19 protein-coding genes and 1 pseudogene are annotated in these 19,816 nt (G+C 32.0%); 16 read left to right on the forward strand and 4 right to left on the reverse strand.

Annotation, left to right across the window (positions count from 1 at the left end):
• On the reverse strand, nucleotides 1–759 hold the full coding sequence (locus MK119_RS21650; protein ID WP_290683305.1) for a polysaccharide biosynthesis/export family protein: 759 nt from the start codon (nucleotides 757–759) through the stop codon (nucleotides 1–3).
• A gap of 152 nt (nucleotides 760–911) precedes the next feature.
• Between MK119_RS21650 and MK119_RS21655 the strand changes: the two genes are divergently transcribed.
• The 3 genes from MK119_RS21655 to MK119_RS21665 are packed head-to-tail and all read left to right on the forward strand — an operon-like array spanning nucleotide 912 to nucleotide 5,397.
• Complete coding sequence (locus MK119_RS21655; RefSeq protein WP_290683307.1) at nucleotides 912–2,771, forward strand: ABC-F family ATP-binding cassette domain-containing protein; 1,860 nt, start codon at nucleotides 912–914, stop codon at nucleotides 2,769–2,771.
• A 2-nt stretch (nucleotides 2,772–2,773) separates the two neighbouring features.
• On the forward strand, nucleotides 2,774–3,541 hold the full coding sequence (locus MK119_RS21660) for a class I SAM-dependent methyltransferase (protein WP_290683309.1): 768 nt from the start codon (nucleotides 2,774–2,776) through the stop codon (nucleotides 3,539–3,541).
• Nucleotides 3,542–3,546: 5 nt separating this feature from the next.
• A complete protein-coding gene (locus MK119_RS21665) occupies nucleotides 3,547–5,397 on the forward strand; it encodes a hypothetical protein (RefSeq protein WP_290683311.1) in 1,851 nt (616 codons plus the stop codon).
• Between the two features lie 82 nt (nucleotides 5,398–5,479).
• Here the strand turns inward: MK119_RS21665 and MK119_RS21670 are convergent, their stop codons facing one another.
• Entirely contained in the window at nucleotides 5,480–5,710 is a 231-nt protein-coding gene (locus MK119_RS21670) for a hypothetical protein (protein WP_290683313.1), read from the reverse strand.
• 176 nt (nucleotides 5,711–5,886) lie between these two features.
• Here MK119_RS21670 and MK119_RS21675 point away from each other — a divergent pair, with 176 nt between their 5' ends.
• The 10 genes and pseudogenes from MK119_RS21675 to MK119_RS21720 all read left to right on the forward strand — a co-directional run bounded on the left by MK119_RS21675 (nucleotide 5,887) and on the right by MK119_RS21720 (nucleotide 15,199).
• Entirely contained in the window at nucleotides 5,887–6,702 is an 816-nt protein-coding gene (locus MK119_RS21675) for a class I SAM-dependent methyltransferase (RefSeq protein WP_290683315.1), read from the forward strand.
• A gap of 2 nt (nucleotides 6,703–6,704) precedes the next feature.
• The gene (locus tag MK119_RS21680; RefSeq protein WP_290683317.1) at nucleotides 6,705–6,863 is read left to right on the forward strand and encodes a hypothetical protein; all 159 of its coding nucleotides are present in this window, start codon (nucleotides 6,705–6,707) and stop codon (nucleotides 6,861–6,863) included.
• A gap of 315 nt (nucleotides 6,864–7,178) precedes the next feature.
• On the forward strand, nucleotides 7,179–7,754 hold the full coding sequence (locus tag MK119_RS21685) for a cob(I)yrinic acid a,c-diamide adenosyltransferase (protein ID WP_290683319.1): 576 nt from the start codon (nucleotides 7,179–7,181) through the stop codon (nucleotides 7,752–7,754).
• A gap of 128 nt (nucleotides 7,755–7,882) precedes the next feature.
• Nucleotides 7,883–8,104 carry a DUF2795 domain-containing protein gene (locus MK119_RS21690; RefSeq protein WP_007093625.1) on the forward strand — a complete coding sequence of 74 codons (222 nt, stop codon included), beginning with the start codon at nucleotides 7,883–7,885 and terminating at the stop codon, nucleotides 8,102–8,104.
• Between the two features lie 72 nt (nucleotides 8,105–8,176).
• Nucleotides 8,177–11,542: pseudogene (gene secA / locus MK119_RS21695) on the forward strand (preprotein translocase subunit SecA).
• A gap of 294 nt (nucleotides 11,543–11,836) precedes the next feature.
• A complete protein-coding gene (locus MK119_RS21700) occupies nucleotides 11,837–12,004 on the forward strand; it encodes a hypothetical protein (RefSeq protein ID WP_290683324.1) in 168 nt (55 codons plus the stop codon).
• 31 nt (nucleotides 12,005–12,035) lie between these two features.
• Nucleotides 12,036–12,527 (forward strand): hypothetical protein, encoded by a 492-nt coding sequence (locus MK119_RS21705; protein WP_290683326.1) that lies wholly within the window; start codon nucleotides 12,036–12,038, stop codon nucleotides 12,525–12,527.
• Nucleotides 12,528–12,595: 68 nt separating this feature from the next.
• Entirely contained in the window at nucleotides 12,596–13,327 is a 732-nt protein-coding gene (locus MK119_RS21710) for a hypothetical protein (protein WP_290683328.1), read from the forward strand.
• 114 nt (nucleotides 13,328–13,441) lie between these two features.
• Nucleotides 13,442–13,810, forward strand: a complete 369-nt coding sequence (locus tag MK119_RS21715; RefSeq protein WP_290683330.1) for a hypothetical protein — start codon at nucleotides 13,442–13,444, stop codon at nucleotides 13,808–13,810.
• Between the two features lie 105 nt (nucleotides 13,811–13,915).
• Nucleotides 13,916–15,199 (forward strand): sterol desaturase family protein, encoded by a 1,284-nt coding sequence (locus MK119_RS21720; protein WP_290683332.1) that lies wholly within the window; start codon nucleotides 13,916–13,918, stop codon nucleotides 15,197–15,199.
• Here the strand turns inward: MK119_RS21720 and MK119_RS21725 are convergent.
• Together MK119_RS21725 and MK119_RS21730 are read right to left on the reverse strand one after the other, a co-directional pair.
• Nucleotides 15,196–15,594: a hypothetical protein gene (locus tag MK119_RS21725; protein WP_290683334.1), complete on the reverse strand. Its 399-nt coding sequence runs from the start codon at nucleotides 15,592–15,594 to the stop codon at nucleotides 15,196–15,198. The genes MK119_RS21720 and MK119_RS21725 overlap by 4 nt on opposite strands.
• Entirely contained in the window at nucleotides 15,578–16,162 is a 585-nt protein-coding gene (locus MK119_RS21730; RefSeq protein ID WP_290683336.1) for a sigma-70 family RNA polymerase sigma factor, read from the reverse strand. The genes MK119_RS21725 and MK119_RS21730 overlap by 17 nt, the downstream gene beginning before the upstream one ends.
• A 294-nt stretch (nucleotides 16,163–16,456) precedes the next feature.
• Between MK119_RS21730 and MK119_RS21735 the strand changes: the two genes are divergently transcribed.
• From MK119_RS21735 to MK119_RS21745, 3 genes are all read left to right on the forward strand, one after another.
• Nucleotides 16,457–16,861, forward strand: coding sequence for a DUF6249 domain-containing protein (locus MK119_RS21735; protein ID WP_366512857.1), 405 nt, complete (start codon nucleotides 16,457–16,459; stop codon nucleotides 16,859–16,861).
• Between the two features lie 267 nt (nucleotides 16,862–17,128).
• Nucleotides 17,129–17,788: a peptide-methionine (S)-S-oxide reductase MsrA gene (gene msrA, locus MK119_RS21740; RefSeq protein ID WP_290683338.1), complete on the forward strand. Its 660-nt coding sequence runs from the start codon at nucleotides 17,129–17,131 to the stop codon at nucleotides 17,786–17,788.
• Nucleotides 17,789–18,331: 543 nt separating this feature from the next.
• Nucleotides 18,332–19,303 carry a hypothetical protein gene (locus MK119_RS21745; protein WP_290683340.1) on the forward strand — a complete coding sequence of 324 codons (972 nt, stop codon included), beginning with the start codon at nucleotides 18,332–18,334 and terminating at the stop codon, nucleotides 19,301–19,303.
• Nucleotides 19,304–19,816 lie beyond the last annotated feature (513 nt).

A 19,816-nucleotide genomic window follows, 5' to 3' on the forward strand; every position in this document is an offset into this window, starting at 1 on the left:
TTATAAATTTCTAGACAATACTAATACACTCGTCACCAATGACAATACTGTAACCACAGTGGTAATTGATTGAACCAAAGTAGTTCCTGTCCCTAGTGACTTCTGTTTTAATGGTTTTACATAAATCATATCATTGGGTTGAATATAATAATATGGAGAACTGAAAGCATCCACACTTGTTAAATCGATATGATGAATTTTTTGTCCTTGCGGATATTGACGAATAATTAAAACATCTTTTCTATTTCCTACTGTAGTAATATCTCCTGCACTTGCTAATGCTTCAATAATATTTACACGATCTTGGAATAAAGTATAAATTCCGGTACTTCCAACTTCGCCTATGATTGTATAGCGCAATCCTGCCAATCTTACAACAATGAATAAATCTTCTTCCTTATTAAAATATTCTTCTAATAGTTTCTTTTTGACAGCATCTTCAATTTCATCAAGCGTATATCCCAATACATTGAGTTCACCAAAAATTGGAATTTCTATGTTACCGTGTTTACTTACAGTAAAACCGTTGTAGTATATGGTTTGTTCTGATTGACCGCTACCTGAATTTTCATTTGACACAGGCTGAAACATCGCAACTAATTTTGCATCAGTAGATTTAATATTGATAGATAATAAGTCTCCTATCTGAACCCTGTAGGGTTTTTCGTTTAATTTTATCGATTGCTGAATAAGTGCTTCATCACCTTCTTTTTCTCCAAAGTATGTGAGCTCCTTATTGGTAACACAAGAAGCTAACATGAAAAAAATGATCAGAATTGATATTGGGGCTTTCAAATTCATTAAATGAGTGCTGTTGTTTAACAAGCAAATATAAGTTTTACACATTAATAATAAAATTCTATGCGACTTATCTGATCTTTTTATTCTTAATTTGTAAAAAAATCAACAAAGTGAATTATTTATCCGTCGAAAATATCTCAAAATCTTTTGGGGAACGTGTTTTGTTTAAAGACATCTCTTTTGGAATCAATAAAGATCAAAAAGTAGCATTCATTGCCAAAAACGGAACAGGAAAAACCTCGCTCCTCAATATTATCACTGGACGTGAAGAGTCTGATAGCGGACAAATTATTTCTCGAAAAGGAATTCACATTGCTTTTTTGTCACAAAATGAACGCTTAGATCCGAATCTTACGATTGAGGAAACCATTTTTGCTTCCGACAATCCAATTTTAGACATTATTGCTAATTATGAACGTGCTTTACTGAATCCTGATGATACAGACAACTATCAGATAGCATTTGAACAAATGGAATTGCACAATGCATGGGATTTTGAAACTCAATACAAGCAAATTCTATTTAAGCTAAAGTTAGAAAACTTAGCTCAAAAAGTGAGTAATTTGTCTGGTGGACAAAAGAAACGATTGGGATTAGCCACAATTTTGATTAACAAACCTGATTTATTAATCTTAGACGAACCAACGAATCACCTTGATTTGGAAATGATTGAATGGTTGGAAGATTATTTTAAAAAGGAAAATATAACCTTATTTATGGTGACACACGACCGTTATTTCCTGGAACGTGTGTGCAACGAGATTGTAGAACTTGAAAACGGACAATTATACAATTACAAAGGAAGCTATTCATATTATCTAGATAAAAAAGAAGCACGAATACAAGCAGAGCAAGCTTCTGTGGAAAAAGCAAAAAATTTATATAAAAAGGAACTCGATTGGATGCGTCGTCAGCCAAAAGCGCGAACTACCAAATCTAAATCGCGTATCGATGATTTTTATGTAATCAAAGAAAAAGCGCATCAACGTAGAAAAGAACAGGAAGTTCAATTGGAAATCAATATGGAACGTATGGGAAGTAAAATTCTGGAGTTACATAATGTTTCCAAATCATTTCAAAATAAAGTCTTGCTCGATAAGTTTGAATATGTATTCAAAAAGGGCGAACGTATCGGAATCATAGGAAAAAACGGAACAGGAAAATCTACCTTTTTGAATATGATCACAGGAAATTTAAAACCTGACGGCGGAAAAGTGATTGTTGGTGACACCATTAAATTTGGCTATTATACGCAAAGTGGAATCAACCCAAAAGAAGGTCAAAAAGTAATTGATGTTATTAAAGAATATGGCGAATATATTCCATTAAAAAAAGGACGTATTATTTCGGCTGCACAATTGCTAGAACGTTTTTTATTTGACAGAAAACGTCAATACGATTTTGTAGAGAAATTGTCTGGTGGTGAGTTAAAACGTCTGTATTTATGTACCGTATTGATTCAGAATCCGAATTTTCTAATTCTGGATGAGCCTACAAACGATTTAGACATTGTAACATTAAATGTACTAGAAAGCTTTTTATTAGATTTTCCAGGTTGCTTATTAGTAGTGTCGCATGATCGTTATTTTATGGATAAAATTGTGGATCATTTATTTGTATTCCGTGGAAACGGCGTTATTGAAGATTTTCCTGGAAATTATACGGATTTCAGAGTGTATGAAGATAGTATTGAACCTGAAACGAAAACCGTTGAAAAAAAAGAAAAGAAATCGTGGCGACAAGATGATAGCGACAAACTTAGCTATAACGAACAAAAAGAATACAAGCGCTTAGAAAAAGACATTCAACGTTTGGAAGAAGAAAAAGAAGCAATTGAAGCACTATTTGTCACAGGTGAATTGTCTCAAGAAGAAATTCAAGAAAAGTCAATGGAATTACAAAAAATCATCAACGAGTCAGAGGAAAAAACAGAACGCTGGTTTGAATTGGCGGCTAAAATTGAAGACTAATTATGTGGTATCAAATCTTTGCTTACTTCAAATTCTTTTTCAAATCTACCAATCAACATGGTATTCATTCGCCATTTGTATATGACTTGGTAACCCAGTGTTTTTATGACAAAAAGAGGTTCCATGAATATCCATTTATTGATCAATACAGGAAGGAATTACTTAACAATCATACCCTCATAGAAGTTAAAGATTTTGGTGCAGGAAGCAGAGTATTTTCATCCAACAAACGAAAAGTTTCCGCCATTGCAAAAAATGCTGGAATTTCACGAAAAAGAGCTCGTTTACTCCATAGATTAACACATTATCTTACACTAAACAAATCGCTAGAAATTGGCACCTCACTAGGTTTGGCTTCAAAAGCTTTGCATTATAATGCTAATAAATTGATCACTATTGAAGGTTGTCCAGAAACTGCTAAGATTGCACAAAATCAATTTGATAAGCACAAAATGAAAAATATCAAGCTTATTGTTGGTGAATTTGAAACTGAACTTCCGAAGCTGATCAATACAAATTATGATTTGGTGTATTTTGATGGAAATCACCAAAAAGAAGCCACTCTTTTGTATTTTGAAACTTTACTCCAGACAATACATAACGAAACGGTTTTTATCTTTGACGATATTCATTGGAGTAAAGAGATGACTGAGGCTTGGGAAACCATTAAAAACCATCCAAAAGTTATTGTAACGATTGATACATTTTTTTGGGGATTTGTATTTTTTCGAAAAGAACAGGTAAAAGAACATTTTATTGTACGTTTGTAACACTTATGTTTGAACTTATTTTTACCATACTTACTCTATTAATTTCGCTTTTAGGAAGCATGCTTTTTCTACAGCGAAAGTTCAAAATTTATAGCGGTTTCACTCCTATTCTGATGTTTTGTGGTTTGGGAATTATATTAACTATAGCATTGCTATTCGGAATTTTACAAATAGTCACCTATGCATTGTTTTCATTAGGATTAATTGGCTTTATTTACTACGCTTTTGAAAATCATAAGAAAGGTACTAATAAAGTTTTTATCGAATTTCCATTACGAATCTTCATTGTACTTTTTGGGTTCAGTTTTGCATTGTATGGAAGCTCCTATTTTTCTGCTTGGGACGAATTCAGTTTTTGGGCAGTTGCTCTCAAAGAATTGGTTGTGACCAATGAAATATACGGACTCAACTTTACCGATTTCCCAGAATACCCACGAATCACAACCTTAATTCAATACTATTTCAACAAAACCATTGCGACACCTTTTCATGAAGGTATTAGTATCTCGACACATGTACTATTTTCATTAGCGTTTATCCCGATGATTTGTTATAAACAAAAAAAACGATATCTCAACTTAATTCTCACATGTACAGTATTATTTGTAGCATATCAAGTGTTATGCACGCCGATTTACTTTTTGTATGCAGATAACTTTATAGCGATGTTTTTAGGTGTTGGTTTAGCATTTTATTTTCTATTGAAAGATAAAAACAAAGCGTTACTTTTTGCTGCAATTCCTTTAGCAGCGCTAACGTTAACAAAGCCAATCGGAATTCTATTTAGCATTATCGGATTAGGTATTATTAGCGTAAATTACCTCTTTACTAACAACATACGTGAACAGTTTTTACAAAAAGTAAAACCTTTGGCGCTAGCAGGTTTGATAATTATAAGTTGCTATGGAAGCTGGAAAGTATTTATTGCTATCAAAAATACGCAACCCATTTCTAAAACGACCTCGCAGATTACAGTTGATAACATTATGAATCCGCCGGATTATTATTACCCAATTCGCGATTCATTTATTGATGCTTTTTTCTTTGGCGGACAAGAAATTGGAAGCGCCATTTTAAAGCCTACAACACTTCAAAAAGACATTCAAAAATATACAGGTATCAATTTGTCGTTTTTGCAAGATGCTTCCAACATAAAAATAAGTGCTTTAGTTATTATCCTTTTATTAATCAGCATTGCTCTGTATCACAGAAAGCAACTTTTAGTCTACTTTCCAAAGAAATATAGTTTTACCATACTCGCAACTACTATGATTTTAGCAATTGTTGGTTATGCAATTTTACTGCTTTTTATTTATGCCTTTGTGTTTTATGAAATCACGCAAAAAGAGGCTAGTGAATTGGCAAGTTATTATCGCTATATGGGAAGTTTACTCTTAGCCTTTTTCTTCTTTTTTAGCATCTTAATTTACAATACTAACAAGAAATATACTTATTATATAATTGCGATCTTATTTCTATTTATGTTGGTTGTTCCGCGATCGTTCTTTTCAAATTTAATGAATTCTACACCAAATACTTCTGTAGAAAGCAGATTGAGAATCAGAACTCAATTTGACACGTTTATTCAAAACGAAAACGTTGAAAAAGTAGCGTATATGACCTATGACAATATTGAAGATATTACACAATATCATTTAAAGTACGAGCTCCTACCAATTCAAACAAACAGTGAACCAATCACCTTCACAAAATTAACAGCTACTAAAACTATTGCAGCCGTAAAACAAGAGTTAGCTAAGTATGATATGATCATCATCAAAGAAGAAAAAAGTAATGAAATTCAACAATATTTCGCTTCCAACGGAATTGTAAAGCCAATTTTTATTATTCGATAACTTTTTTGTGTAATTTCATAAAATCAAAACTATAGAATGAAATTGACAAAACTATTCGTCCTTCATTTTGCAAGCCATCATGTTATGGACGTATAGCACAGTACATACACATGATGCAAAAAAGAACAATTAATAAATATCCAACGGCAACATTTCTTTTTTGAAACCTAATATCATAATAGTATTCATGATTCTTTCTAAAACCGCCAATAATCATAAAAAAGATGGCTCCGAATATCTCTGCAACAACTAATGGACCAGCATCTCTGTATTCATTAAGCCTCTTTTTCTTATTTTCTTTATCTGATTTCATTAAACTTTAATAAAAGTATCAATTGATGAGACTTCATAAAAATTAAAAAGTTACAAATCAAACGACAAACACAAAGCAAGTCTAACAATCTAATTTCAAAGAAAAATTTACTATTATTCACTAGAAAAAAGTAAATTCGTAACAATTATTATATTTAGCCTCAAAAATCTATTAAAGTGAGTGATACACGTTTACAAGAAGTCTTAGAAGTCAACAAAAAGCAGAAAGAATTCTACAATGTAAAAAAGAAGAATTTTGCAACGAAGCTTTGGTCTTTTATGCGAAATAAATTGTTGTCTGATTTCCGAAAAGAGCTACAAATCAACGAACAAGTTTATGAAAAGCACAAAGCTTGGTTGGGCGATTTATCCGATAAAAAAGTATTGGATTTAGGCTGTTTTGCAGGAAATCACCTAAGTTTATATTTAGCCGAAAATTCCAAAAGCTATTTAGGCATTGACTTAAGTGATAAAGCTATTGGACAGTTAAACGAGCGCTTGAAAGATTTCCCGAATGCAAAAGCTGAAGCGGTTGATTTTTTATCGCCAGAATTTAAAGAAACGGACTTTGACATTATCTATGCGTATGGTGTGTTGCATCACTTTGAAAGTTTAGACCTTTTATTTGGTAAACTCAAAGAAAAACTAGCTGATGATGGAAAATTGATTTCTTATGATCCGTTAAAAACAAGTTTACCATTGCGTATTATACGTGGTATGTATCGCCCTTTTCAATCAGATGCTGATTGGGAATGGCCGTTTACTAAAAAAACTGTGCAACGCTTTCATAAAGAATTTAAAGTGGTAGAACGCAGAGCCATCTTAGGAAGTTCCAAATGGGCATTTTTCCTAAATTTACTTCCTATGAGTTCAACTAAAAAATTAAATTATATCAAAAAACTACATCAAAAAGATTGGGAGCAATCAAAAACTAGTGATCGTCACTTGTATAAATGTATGCACTTAACCATGTTGATGGAACAAAACAACTAACTATGAGTCAAGAGTTAATTGTAATAATTATTATTGTGGCTGTATTAGGTCCTTTTCTAATCATTAACACACGAAAAAATAAAAGACGTAATAATAGTCGTAAAGATCGTCAATTCATGAATGATTATCTAGAAAAGAAAAAAGATCAAAAAAATGATTAAATGCTACAAGAGTAAAGAAGTACAGAAATGAATATGTTTAGCTTTCACTCTTTATTAGTGTATTAATTGCTTATTGATTTATATATGCTTCGATTTTAAGCGTCAAAAAACCAATTTTAAGAGAATACCTAATATACAATTGAACGTAATCGTAACAAAAACAAAAAAAACTAACTGATAACAATAAATAAAAGAAGAAATATGACTGTTAGAGTAATCCTTATTGGCATTGTTATCGTTGCTGTTATCTATGTATATGCGTATCAAAGAACCAATAGACATTAAAAACATCTCAAAAAAAAAGAAAAAGAAAAGATGAAAATTTATACTAAAACGGGAGATAAAGGAACCACTGCCCTTTTTGGTGGAACTCGTGTCCCAAAACATCATATCCGTATTGATAGTTATGGAACTGTAGATGAATTGAATTCATATATTGGTTTAATTCGCGATCAGGAAATCAACCCACATTATCAAAATGTATTGACAGAAATTCAAGATTTACTATTTACCATTGGTGCTGTTTTAGCTACAGACCCTGAAAAGGCAACTTTAAAAAATGGAAAAGATCGTTTAAACATTCCCAGAATCTCAGAAGCAAACATTGCAGTTTTAGAAAGAGAAATGGATACAATGAATGATGCATTGCCACCAATGACACATTTTGTGTTACCAGGTGGACATCAAACTGTGTCATTCTGTCACATTGCCCGTTGTGTTTGTAGACGAGCAGAGCGTTTAGCATCAGCTCTTTATGAATTAGAACCATTTGACGAGCATAGCTTAAAATACTTAAACCGACTTTCTGACTACCTTTTTGTATTGGCACGAAAGTTGTCGCATGACTTACAAGCGAACGAAATAAAATGGATTCCTCAAAAGAATTCTTAAACAACTAATTATTAAGGAAATAAATATCCTTAAAAAAACGTTCTTAAAAATAATGTGTAAATAATGATTTTTTTACTTGACTTTTTCATTTAAAAATTTATTTTTGCAAAAAATTAATATCGAAGAATATGTATTGGACATTAGAACTTGCATCCCATTTAAGCGATGCGCCTTGGCCAGCTACAAAAGATGAGTTGATCGATTATGCAATTAGAACTGGAGCTCCATTAGAAGTTGTAGAAAACTTGCAATCAATTGAAGATGAAGGAGATTCTTATGAATCTATTGAAGAAATATGGCCTGATTACCCAACAGAGGAAGATTACCTCTGGAACGAAGATGAATACTAAAACAAATTTAAGCAAGGAAAAAAGTCTCCACATCGAGGCTTTTTTTTGGTTTAATATAAAACCACATACACCATGAGTTTTTTAAATTCAGTGTTAAAAATGTTTGTTGGAGATAAATCCAAGAAAGACATAAAGCTTATTCAACCAATTGTTACCAAAATAAAGGAACATGAGCAACAACTAGCACAGTTATCACTTGATGAGTTGAGAGCTAAAACAACACAATTTAAGTCGCGCATTACGGAAGCGTGCAAAGAAGTAAATGCTAAAATTGATGCATTACAACAAGAAGCAGAAAGCATTTCGGATATTGAACGTAAGGAAGATATTTATCAGGAAATTGATAAATTGAGAGACGAAGAATATGAAATTTCTGAGGGTGTTTTATTTGAAATCCTACCAGAAGCTTTTGCGGTTGTAAAAGAAACTGCAAAGCGTTTTACAAATAATACAGAATTGAATGTAACTGCAACTCCGTATGATAGAGAGTTGTCTGGAATACATGATTATGTAACCTTAGATGGAGATAATGCTATATGGCAAAATTCTTGGGATGCAGCTGGAAAGCAAGTAACTTGGGATATGATTCACTATGACGTACAGTTAATTGGTGGTATCACAATGCATCAAGGAAAAATTGCAGAGATGCAAACTGGTGAAGGTAAAACTTTAGTTGCAACACTTTCTGTATACTTAAATGCCTTGCCAGGAAAAGGAGTGCACTTAGTAACCGTGAATGATTACTTAGCAAAACGTGATAGTGCGTGGATGGCTCCTATTTTCCAATTCCATGGATTAACGATTGATTGTATTGATTACCATCAACCAAATTCGGAAGCAAGAAGAAAAGCATACATGGCTGATATTACGTATGGAACAAATAATGAGTTTGGTTTTGATTACTTGCGTGATAATATGTCACATTCACCAAATGATTTAGTACAACGTCCGCATAACTACGCTATTGTCGATGAGGTCGATTCTGTATTAGTTGATGATGCGCGTACACCGTTAATCATTTCTGGTCCAATACCACAAGGAGATTTACACGAATTCAATGAGCTAAAGCCAAAAGTAGCTGATATTGTTCAAAAACAGCGTCAATACTTAACAGGTGTTTTAGCAGAAGCGAAAAAATTAATTAAAGATGGTGAAACTAAAGAAGGTGGATTCTTATTATTAAGAGTATACAGAGGTTTACCTAAGAACAAAGCATTAATCAAGTTCTTAAGTCAAGAAGGAATAAAACAATTACTTCAAAAAACAGAGAACTTCTATATGCAAGACAACAATCGCGAAATGCACAAAGTAGATGCAGAGTTATTATTCGTGATTGAAGAAAAGAACAATCAAATAGATTTAACAGATAAAGGAATTGAGTATTTATCGGTAGGAAGTAACGATAAAGAATTCTTTGTAATGCCAGACATTGGTGGAGAGATTGCCCAAATTGAAGCACAAGGACTTGAAAAAGACAAGGAAATTGAGTTAAAAGAGCAATTATTCAACGAGTTTCAAGTAAAAAGTGAGCGTATTCACACCATGAATCAGTTGTTGAAAGCGTATACCCTTTTTGTAAAAGATGTTGAATATGTTGTGATGGACAATAAGGTTAAGATTGTCGATGAGCAAACTGGTCGTATTATGGATGGTCGTCGTTATTCTGACGGATTGCATCAAGCGATAGAAGCGAAAGAAAATGTAAAGATTGAAGATGCAACTCAAACTTTCGCTACCATTACTCTACAGAACTATTTCAGAATGTATCGCAAACTATCTGGAATGACAGGTACGGCAATTACGGAAGCAGGAGAATTATGGGAAATCTATAATTTGGATGTAATTGAAATTCCAACAAATTGACCAATTGCACGTAAAGACAAAGAAGATTTAATCTACAAAACGAAGCGTGAAAAATACAACGCTATCATTGATGAGGTTACCGAATTGTCGAAACAAGGAAGACCTGTATTGATTGGTACTACTTCGGTAGAAATCTCGGAATTGTTGGGAAGAATGCTTTCTATTCGTAAAGTTCCTCACAATGTATTAAACGCTAAATTACACCAAAGAGAAGCTGATATTGTTGCGGAAGCTGGTCGCCCAGGACAGGTTACAATTGCAACAAACATGGCAGGTCGTGGTACGGATATTAAGTTAAGTGATGAAGTAAAAGCCGCTGGTGGTTTAGCAATTATTGGTACAGAACGTCACGATTCTCGACGAGTAGACCGTCAGTTACGTGGTCGTTCAGGTCGTCAAGGAGATCCAGGAAGTTCGCAGTTTTATGTGTCTTTGGAAGATAACCTAATGCGTTTATTTGGCTCGGACAGAGTTGCCAAGATGATGGACAGAATGGGACTGAAAGAAGGAGAAGTAATTCAGCACTCTATGATGACAAAATCTATTGAACGTGCACAGAAAAAAGTAGAAGAAAATAACTTCGGAATTCGTAAGCGTCTTTTAGAATATGATGATGTAATGAATGCACAACGTGAAGTAGTATACAAACGTCGTCGTCATGCCTTACACGGAGAGCGTTTAAAGGTTGATATTTCGAATATGGTATATGATACTGCCGAAATCATCATTCAAACGAATAAAGCCGCGAATGACTTCAAAAACTTTGAATTTGAGTTATACCGCTACTTCTCTATAGAAAGCCCAATTACAGAAGAGCAATTTGGCTCACTTACAGATGAAGAAATCATAGGAAAAGTATATACAGAAGCTTTTAGAAGCTACAATGAGAAAATGGAAATCAATGCCGAAATGGTATATCCAGTTATCAAAGACGTATACGAAAACCCTGAAAATAAATACGAACGCATTGTTGTTAAGTTTACAGATGGAACGAAAGAATTAAACGTTATCAGTGACTTAAAAGAAGCTTACGAATCGAAAGGGAAGCAAATGGTAAATGATTTTGAGAAAAATATTTCTCTTGCAATTATCGATGATGCTTGGAAAACACACTTGCGTAAAATGGACGAATTGAAACAGTCGGTTCAGTTAGCCGTTCACGAACAAAAAGATCCATTATTGATTTATAAGTTTGAAGCTTTTGAATTGTTTAAAGAAGTAATTGATAAAGTAAATCGTGAAATATTAACATTCTTATTCAAAGGAGAATTAGCCGATAACAATCCTGATCGTGTTCGTGAAGCTCGTGAACAAAAACGTAAAAAGGACAACTATACAACTTCAAAAGAAGAAGTATTAAACAGTGATGAGAAAGAAGCAGCACAACGCGCTGCAATGCAACAATCACAACAACGTCCGCAAGTAACAGAAACAATTGTTCGCGATAAGCCAAAAATTGGTCGTAACGAACGTGTAACAATTAAAAATGTTATGACTGGCGAAAACAAAACTGTAAAATTCAAACAAGCAGAACCTTTAATTGCTAAAGGGCAATGGGTTTTAATTGAAAAATAAACTTTAAGTGCCTCAACCTAACTCACTGTAAACATTGACTTCGTTCAGTGTTTATATTTAGTAAAGTCGAGATACACTTAATATATATAAAACTCTCATGTGATCACATGAGAGTTTTTTTTATGTCTAAAAACATTAAAAACTTTGCCATTGCATCAGAATATTGTAGATTTAAGATTAACTGACTTATTTTTCTCAAAACAAAGAATTGTAATCTGATTTTAAAATAACAGGCGCCGTTTTTGGGTGTTTACATCCTAAAAAAATCATATTCATGTTGGATATGGAATCGGTATGACAGATGGTGGCGGATTATTAATGGTAGACACCGAAATAGTTCCTCCTAACTGTAGAATGCCTAATACACTCGTTTGGGTAATGGGAAAAGGTCATCCATATGAAAAAAATGTAACCATTAAAAAAACGACGTATTCAGAAGCGTTAAAAAACAATATCTGGTAATAAAAATGAAACAGTAGCTTCAATTAAGAAAATGACCGAAGAGCAAAAAATACTATGGAATAAAATAGAAGCATTCCAATTGGATGACATTACATCTTCCTTCACATTTACAGACAGACTTTGCAGAGAAAATGGTTGGAAATATGAATATGCAGTGAGAGCAATTCATGAATATAAAAAATTTATGTTTCTTATTTGTATTGCTGATCATCCATTGACACCATCCGATCAAGTAGATCAAATTTGGCATTTACATCTTGTGTATACACGATTGTATTGGACAGAGTTTTGTAAAAATACTTTAGGGCGAGAAATTCATCACGGACCAACAAAAGGCGGTTCCAGTGAAAAAGAAAAATTTAACGATTGGTATCAAAAAACAAAGGAATTGTATGTAACTATATTCAAAAAAAATCCACCAACAGATATATGGCCTTCTTCCAAGATAAGATTTGGAGAAATTCGCTTCAGAAGAGTAAATCTTCATAGAAATTGGGTATTACCAAAATTTAAAAAAATATGATTAAAGAATTAACGTAACTATCTCCAGCGGAAGTCTTAATTATCGAAAACACTGCTGTTAAAATTGATGTGCTTGCAAGAGTAACCTTTTTTGATTTACTTTTAAAAGAAGTTTTTGAAATACTACCCAAACCTAAAGCTACGGAAGAGGAAAAGAAAAATCCGATTATACGTATTGGAAAAGCATATACAACGTACAAACCGTTAAAGCACGAATCTATATTTGTTGCAATTTTCTCAAAAGATGACACCCTACAAATAAGTCTCTCCAATCTTTTAAAAACGGCCTTTGAAAAGGTTAAAAATAGTGAAGCATATAAATTAAAATATGTATATACAGATGAACGAATGAAGCCGTATTACAAATCAAACTTTTTTCAGATATTACTTGGGATTAGAGTTGTCACTGAAAAAGGAATTCATGCGCAAAATGAAATTAAAAGAGAACTAAGACGTATCAAGATCAACGCAAGTAGAAAAACGAAAGGGGCTGTTGAATTATTATTAGCTATCAAAGGAAATATTATTCTAATTCCAAAAATTCCAACTGAAGTTTTTGAAAAATTAGCAAAAGAGAAGCAGAACTTAAAAAAGGAAAAATCAAATTTACTATTGGGAAACTTAAGTTATGTAAGCTTATATGAGCACAATACCATAAAAAACCAATTTGATTTAATGGCAATTAATGATAGTGATTTCACGCCTATCATAGAATCTATTGATGGTTTTGATGATGGTTCTGGCGATAGCGGTTGTGGAGGTTGTGGGGGATGCGGCGGTTGCGGAGGCTGTGGTGGTTGATAAAATTTAAATTACTGATAAAAGAAGTTCAATGACAATATTAAATGTAAGTTTTGGTAGTTATGCATTCCTTCCTGAAGGATGGATTTTTATGATTGCAATTATCATAATTAAATGTTTGGCCTTTCCAAATTGCTTTCAAACACTTGGAAAAACGGAAAAGTTTACTCTACTGTAATTATTTCAAATCTAATAAGCGGTATCATAGGAATTGTTGGTTCAATGATTTTGAATGGAGGTTGGTGGCTAGTAGTATGGTTTCCTTGGGTAAGTAATCATGAAGTTAGAGGCGACAGAGCATTTCAACAATTGATCATTTTTTACCTGATAGCGTTTGTTTTGACAATTTTAATTGAAGTCGCCATTAACATTTTTAGATTAAAATCTGAGTATTCTCAAAAAAGAATCATAACTAAAACACTAATTATAAATACAATAAGTTATTTAATTGGTAGTATTGCAATGTATTCTTTTACTTTTTAAAGATAAAAATCAGAAAATAGTTTAAAACAAATCATGTACTTTATTTACTATGCATGCATTGCTTTTTGAAAAAAAATGCTAAATTTATAGAAAATCGTTTGTTCTATGGAAGCATATGCGAATGCCCTACTTTATGCCATTCCTTTTTTCTTTGTATTAGTAATCTTTGAAATTGCCTATGGTTACTTTATTAAAAACCAAACACATACTTTGAATGATACAATATCAAGTATCAGCTCAGGGTTAACAAGTATTATTAAAGATTCGTTGGGTTTAGCCGTTATTTTAATTTCTTATCCATTTTTATTAGAAAGTTTAGCAATCTTTTCTATTTCTGAAACTTGGTATGCCTATCTCCTAGCCTTTATTGCTATTGACTTTGCAAGTTATTGGAATCACCGATTGAGTCATAAGATAAATTTCTTTTGGAATCAGCATGTGATTCATCATAGTAGTGAAGAATTTAATTTAGCGTGTGCATTACGACAATCCATTTCAAATATTTTAGGATATTTTCCTTTATTGTTAATTCCTGCTGCATTGATAGGAATTCCATATAAAATCATTGCTATTCTTACACCTATTCATCTATTTGCACAATTTTGGTATCATACCAAGCATATTGGAAAACTGGGTTTGTTAGAATACATTATTGTAACACCTTCACAACACAGAGTACATCATGCAATTAATCCTGAATATATTGATAAAAACTTAGCCGCTGTTTTTTGTATTTGGGATCGCATATTTGGAACATTCCAAGAGGAACTCGATGATGTACCACCAGTATTTGGAGTTTTAAAACCTGCGGCAACTTGGAATCCTATACTTATCAATTTTCAACATTTATGGCGATTAATTAAAGATGCTTGGCGCACTAATAGTTATTATGACAAACTTCGAATTTGGTTTATGCCAACAGGTTGGCGTCCAAAAGATGTAAAAGAAAAATATCCTGTAAAAATTATTGAAAATGTATATACTTTTGAAAAATACCATACTGCGTCTTCTATATCATTGCAAGTTTGGTCTGCATTTCAATTAGTCATGACCATATTGTTAATGTTATTCTTATTTTACAACTTTGGAAACATCTTAAAATCGAATGGTTATGGTATGCTAGTATTGTATGGAGGTATTGTTTTTGTTGGAATATACAGTTATACAAGCTTGCTAGATAAGTATAAATACACGATTATATTTGAAGCCATAAAAGTTGTTTTGGGACTTTTTGTAATTCTTACTTTTAAAGATTGGTATGGAATGAATTCTTATTTCCAATATGGAAGTCTCTTAATGGCAGCTTATTTTGTCATTAGCTTTTTAATGACAATTTACTTTTCATATATAGAAAAAATAAGGTTTTCCTCGAAATCAGTTACAGTCTAATTCAAATTCTTATCTAATTGTTTGGAAAAAATTTTTACTTGTATCACTACAAATACCAATAAAAAGAAGAAACAATACGCATAAGTAGCTGGAATTTCAGGTATTTCAAACGTTGGCTCGTACTTTTCAATCACTAAGCTTGATAAGTTCCAATCGCCAAAAATGGAGAATCCTAAAGAGAAACGTGTCAATACAAACGCAAAAATCAAAAATAAAGCACCAATTATAAGCCAACCTACTTTACTAATTAAAGGTTTATACGCTTTTACAGGCACTTTTTCATGGGTAACAGCTGCCATTACATTGGCTAAAAAATCTGTAGAAGGTGCTTGTAATCCAGCATCTTGCATCACTTCTTTTGTAAATTGATCTAACTTCTTATTTTCTGCTTCCATGATTCAAATATATAGGTTCTACAACATTTTTTAAAATATGAAATAGCTTTTTTCGACTGCGATGCAGTTTTATTTTCACATTATCATACGATATTTTCACAATTTCTGAGATTTCTTTCAGTGGCAATTCTTCAAAATAAAACAAGGTCAGTAATATGCGTTCTTCTTCTGGTAATTTCAACAACGCCTTTTCAATTGTTTCCTTTCTTTCCTTGTCTTCAATATAAGTTAATGCATTTTGCATACTGCCAATATCCGATTCGTTAATCTCATCAATATGCTCTGACAAAACGACTCTTTTGTTCTTTTTAACATAGTCCAAACTCGTATTATAAACAATTCTATACAACCATGTAGAAAATTTAGAAGTTCCTTTGAATGAGTCTAATTTCCTATACGCTTTTATAAAGGTGTCCTGCGAGACTTCTTCGGCATCTTCACGATTTTCTACAATACGCAATGCCAACGTGAATACCATATTCTTATACTTTGCTACAAGCATTGAATACGCATTTACGTTTCCAGAACGTATCTGATCTATATAATCTTGGTCAGTGTTTTGAGTCATTTCATAGTTAAGACGACAACTTTTTAGAATTGGTTACAGATTTTTTGTTTTTTTCTTGGGTTTTGTTTTTATGTATTAAGTTTTGGATTTTGGATCTTTCACTTCATTTTTAATAAAAACTACTTTCTTTTACATTTAGAAGTACTTCAAACAATCACATCACTCTATTCTAAACTTCCTCATAACATACATTTTCATATTAAAAATAAAAAAAAATAAATTTTTTGTAACCGAAACAAAAAACCATTCGTCTTAATGGGCAAATACAAAAACTAAACTTAAAAAAACAGTAATATGCAACATGAGGTAATAACAACAGGACGCGAAGTAATAGCAACATCAGGAGGTATGGGATCAGAAGTAATTATAGTACCCGCAATTTTTGGGGTAATTTTTGGAATGTATTATTTATACATTTCATCAAGAAATAAAGAACGTTTGGCATTGATTGAAAAAGGTGCAGAAGCTAATATCTTTTTCAATACTAAAAAATCATTAACACCAACATGGAAAGTATTGGTCATCAATTTTGCCATTTTAATGATGGGTATTGGATTGGGTATTTTTATTGGTTACATGTTACATTCAGTGATGTCATTACCAGAAGAAATTGCGTATCCAGGTACTATCTTCTTAGTAGGCGGAGCCGCTTTATTTACAGGTTTCTTTGTCACAAAAAAATTAGTTCATCAAAAATAAACGACTGCATCAATCAAAAAACCAGTTAGTTAATTAAGAATGCTAAAACGATTGTTTTTCTCCGGAAAGGCAATCGTTTTTGTTTTATAATGCTTCATCATATATTAAAGTTCAAATAGCAAAGCGTGTCTAAATTAATCTAAACAAATCTAAAATAAATTCAATTCGTATCTTTACAGGTAAGAAAAAGAAAAAATTCAGTCAATCTATTTTTAAGCGTAAGTTTTAAAATTGTGTACGACTGATAGAAAAACTAATTTAATTGTTATGAAATCTATTTATTTGCCTTTGATCGCTATGGTATTTTTTACCTTAAGTTGTAACTCAAACACAAGTACAACTAATACAATGCAAAAGGAACAATTTACGCAAGAGCAACTTGAAAAGTACGAAACAGCCTATTTTGCAAGTGGTTGTTTTTGGTGTGTAGAAGCTATTTTTGAAAGTGTGAAAGGTGTGGAAGAAGTTGTTTCTGGATATGCTGGAGGAAAAGCGGAAACGGCAAACTACCAATTGGTAAGTGCAGGAAGAACAGATCATGCAGAAGCGGTAAAAGTATATTACGATCCTAAAGTCGTTACTTATGAAACTTTGGTAAAAGTATTTTTTGGTTCGCACGATCCTACAACGTTGAACAGACAAGGTCCAGATGCTGGTAGACAATACCGTTCAGCTATTTTTTATAAAAATGATAGTGAGAAGAAAATTGTGGATATATATATTGCAAAATTAAAAAAGGACAACGTTTTTAGAGGCGATATTACTACGGAAGTAACAAAGTATACTGCTTTTTATGATGCAGAAGGCTATCACCAAAATTATGAAGCTAGAAACCCAAACAATCCATACATACGTGGAGTTTCTATTCCAAGATTAAAGCGTTTTCAAAAGAAATTTCCTGATTTATTGAAGAAAGGAAGTCATTAGACTAAATGAATGAGCATGTCACATCGAGTACAGTCGAGATATAAAATGCTGAAGTTTGAATGATTAGAAATTAAAAATTTATACATCAAATACGTCATTACGAGCGATAGCGTGGTAATCTGTTCAAATCAAAGCACAATTAATATCTGAAAGAAATAAATTGCCACGAATTTCTTTAAAATTCTCGCAATGATACTTCAAAAATACACAAACCGATAACTTTTTGTTAGCGGTTTTTTTAGTTTAAATATATATCAAGAAGTTTTCACAAAAAGATCAAGATAATTTTTAAAAACATCAAGACAAAAAAATATTTAATCAAGATAAAGTTGTTGAGATATCAAGATAAAGTTATTGTCCAACCTCTATAAAACAAAAATACTATTTATGTAAATCATTTCGTTAGAAAAATAACACTTACAAAATAAATTTGACGCTTATGAAATATTTTCCAGACTAAACAATATTATTCTTACATTTATAAAGTAATTACATACAAAAAACGCGTTTTTTCTATTTAACGAATTAAACACTTTTAAACTCATGAAGAAAAAAATGATCGCATTGGCTTCTTTGGGACTTGTATGTGCTACATTTTTCCTTAGTTGTGAATCCAATAACCAAGCAGAAGAAGAACAATTATATATTGCTTTAGAAATACCTGCAAAAATTATTTCCAATGCACAAGCAGCAAGACTTTTCCGTAATGATCAACAAACACGTTTGGAACAAATTGGAAAAGCGAATACACGCTTTGAAGACAAAGCTATCCACTTTGATTTATCTACTTTAGAAAATTATATATATCGTTTGGAAACTTTAGCAACAGCAAATAATATTTCTGTAACTGGAGCCAGTTTTGTATTTGGAGTAGATACTGATGGGAAAAGAACTGTTTTCTTAATGCCATCAACACATAATGAACATTTAGATTATCAAGAATCATTCACGATTGAAAATGAACAGTTTTTGACTTTTAAGCATGTTGACTCGTCATTAAAACTACAAGTTAACTCTCAAAATGATGAAAACTTAGTACTTTCACCAAATGGATATGTTTCGTTTAATGAAGCAGTTACTCAGTTTAACAACTATCAAACTCAATATATTCAACCTTTTGCTAAGAAAGTTACAAAGGAGTATTACACAAAGGCGGTTTGGTATTCATTGAATGAATTTAAAGAGTATTTTCAATATCTAAAGAAAAAATCGACGCAGTATAATTTAGCTATTACTGGTGTTGATGTATTTTTTGGTGTGTACGATAATGACTCAAGTTTAGCATTAAAGTCAAATGCGCAAACGGTATTTTTAACTGCAAGTACACAAAAGCAATCTATTGTGAATAGTACAGGGAAGTCACTACAGAGCTTGTCTCAAGAAGAATTCATGGCAAAAGAAAGGACAGATGAAAGTAGTGAGAGTTTAACTTTCAATATTGGCCACCTTTCCCCTCCTCCATATACTAAAAAATGCTATGATGAACATGGAAATAGGATTCCCTGTGAAGAATAACTTGTAAAGAATATGAAAATATACAGAACCGATAACATTTTGTTATCGGTTTTTATTTAAAAAACAAACAAACACTTGAATAACAGTTGTTTATACATATTTAAATTATTTTATAAATAGAATAAACTCATAAATTCATTCTTTTTTTAACATTTTCTTATGAAAAAATGACAATTACACATAAAAAAATGACATTTATACAACTTCACGAAAACGATTGCGAGTTTTTCCTACTTTTGATGGTGTAATTACATTTCTAGTCGACTTTATTAAAAATTTAGTTATGAAGAATCTTTTAAGATATATTCATGACAATACAGTTAATTAATCCTGCTGAAAAGCAGTATCACATTCATTTTAATATCGTAAAACTATAACCATGAGGAAAAAAATGATTGCATTTGTTTCTTTAGGATTGGTGTGTATTCCACTATTCCTAAGTTGCGAAACAAACTCGCAAACAGAAGAAGCCCAGCTTAATGCTGCGCTAGAGAAACCCGAAAAGATAATATC

The organism is Kordia sp., from assembly GCF_022447245.1.
In the GTDB taxonomy this organism is placed as follows: domain Bacteria; phylum Bacteroidota; class Bacteroidia; order Flavobacteriales; family Flavobacteriaceae; genus Kordia.

Bases quoted from the DNA above. Each gene is read 5' to 3' on its own strand.
- MK119_RS21670 (WP_290683313.1), bottom strand. From the start codon at position 5,710: ATGAAATCAGATAAAGAAAATAAGAAAAAGAGGCTTAATGAATACAGA.
- MK119_RS21685 (WP_290683319.1), top strand. From the start codon at position 7,179: ATGAAAATTTATACTAAAACGGGAGATAAAGGAACCACTGCCCTTTTT.
- MK119_RS21650 (WP_290683305.1), bottom strand. From the start codon at position 759: ATGTTAGCTTCTTGTGTTACCAATAAGGAGCTCACATACTTTGGAGAA.
- MK119_RS21730 (WP_290683336.1), bottom strand. From the start codon at position 16,162: ATGACTCAAAACACTGACCAAGATTATATAGATCAGATACGTTCTGGA.
- MK119_RS21665 (WP_290683311.1), top strand. From the start codon at position 3,547: ATGTTTGAACTTATTTTTACCATACTTACTCTATTAATTTCGCTTTTA.
- MK119_RS21660 (WP_290683309.1), top strand. From the start codon at position 2,774: ATGTGGTATCAAATCTTTGCTTACTTCAAATTCTTTTTCAAATCTACC.
- MK119_RS21720 (WP_290683332.1), top strand. From the start codon at position 13,916: ATGGAAGCATATGCGAATGCCCTACTTTATGCCATTCCTTTTTTCTTT.
- MK119_RS21700 (WP_290683324.1), top strand. From the start codon at position 11,837: ATGACAGATGGTGGCGGATTATTAATGGTAGACACCGAAATAGTTCCT.
- MK119_RS21745 (WP_290683340.1), top strand. From the start codon at position 18,332: ATGAAGAAAAAAATGATCGCATTGGCTTCTTTGGGACTTGTATGTGCT.
- msrA (WP_290683338.1), top strand. From the start codon at position 17,129: ATGAAATCTATTTATTTGCCTTTGATCGCTATGGTATTTTTTACCTTA.
- MK119_RS21705 (WP_290683326.1), top strand. From the start codon at position 12,036: ATGACCGAAGAGCAAAAAATACTATGGAATAAAATAGAAGCATTCCAA.
- MK119_RS21715 (WP_290683330.1), top strand. From the start codon at position 13,442: ATGTTTGGCCTTTCCAAATTGCTTTCAAACACTTGGAAAAACGGAAAA.
- MK119_RS21725 (WP_290683334.1), bottom strand. From the start codon at position 15,594: ATGGAAGCAGAAAATAAGAAGTTAGATCAATTTACAAAAGAAGTGATG.
- MK119_RS21735 (WP_366512857.1), top strand. From the start codon at position 16,457: ATGCAACATGAGGTAATAACAACAGGACGCGAAGTAATAGCAACATCA.
- MK119_RS21680 (WP_290683317.1), top strand. From the start codon at position 6,705: ATGAGTCAAGAGTTAATTGTAATAATTATTATTGTGGCTGTATTAGGT.
- MK119_RS21690 (WP_007093625.1), top strand. From the start codon at position 7,883: ATGTATTGGACATTAGAACTTGCATCCCATTTAAGCGATGCGCCTTGG.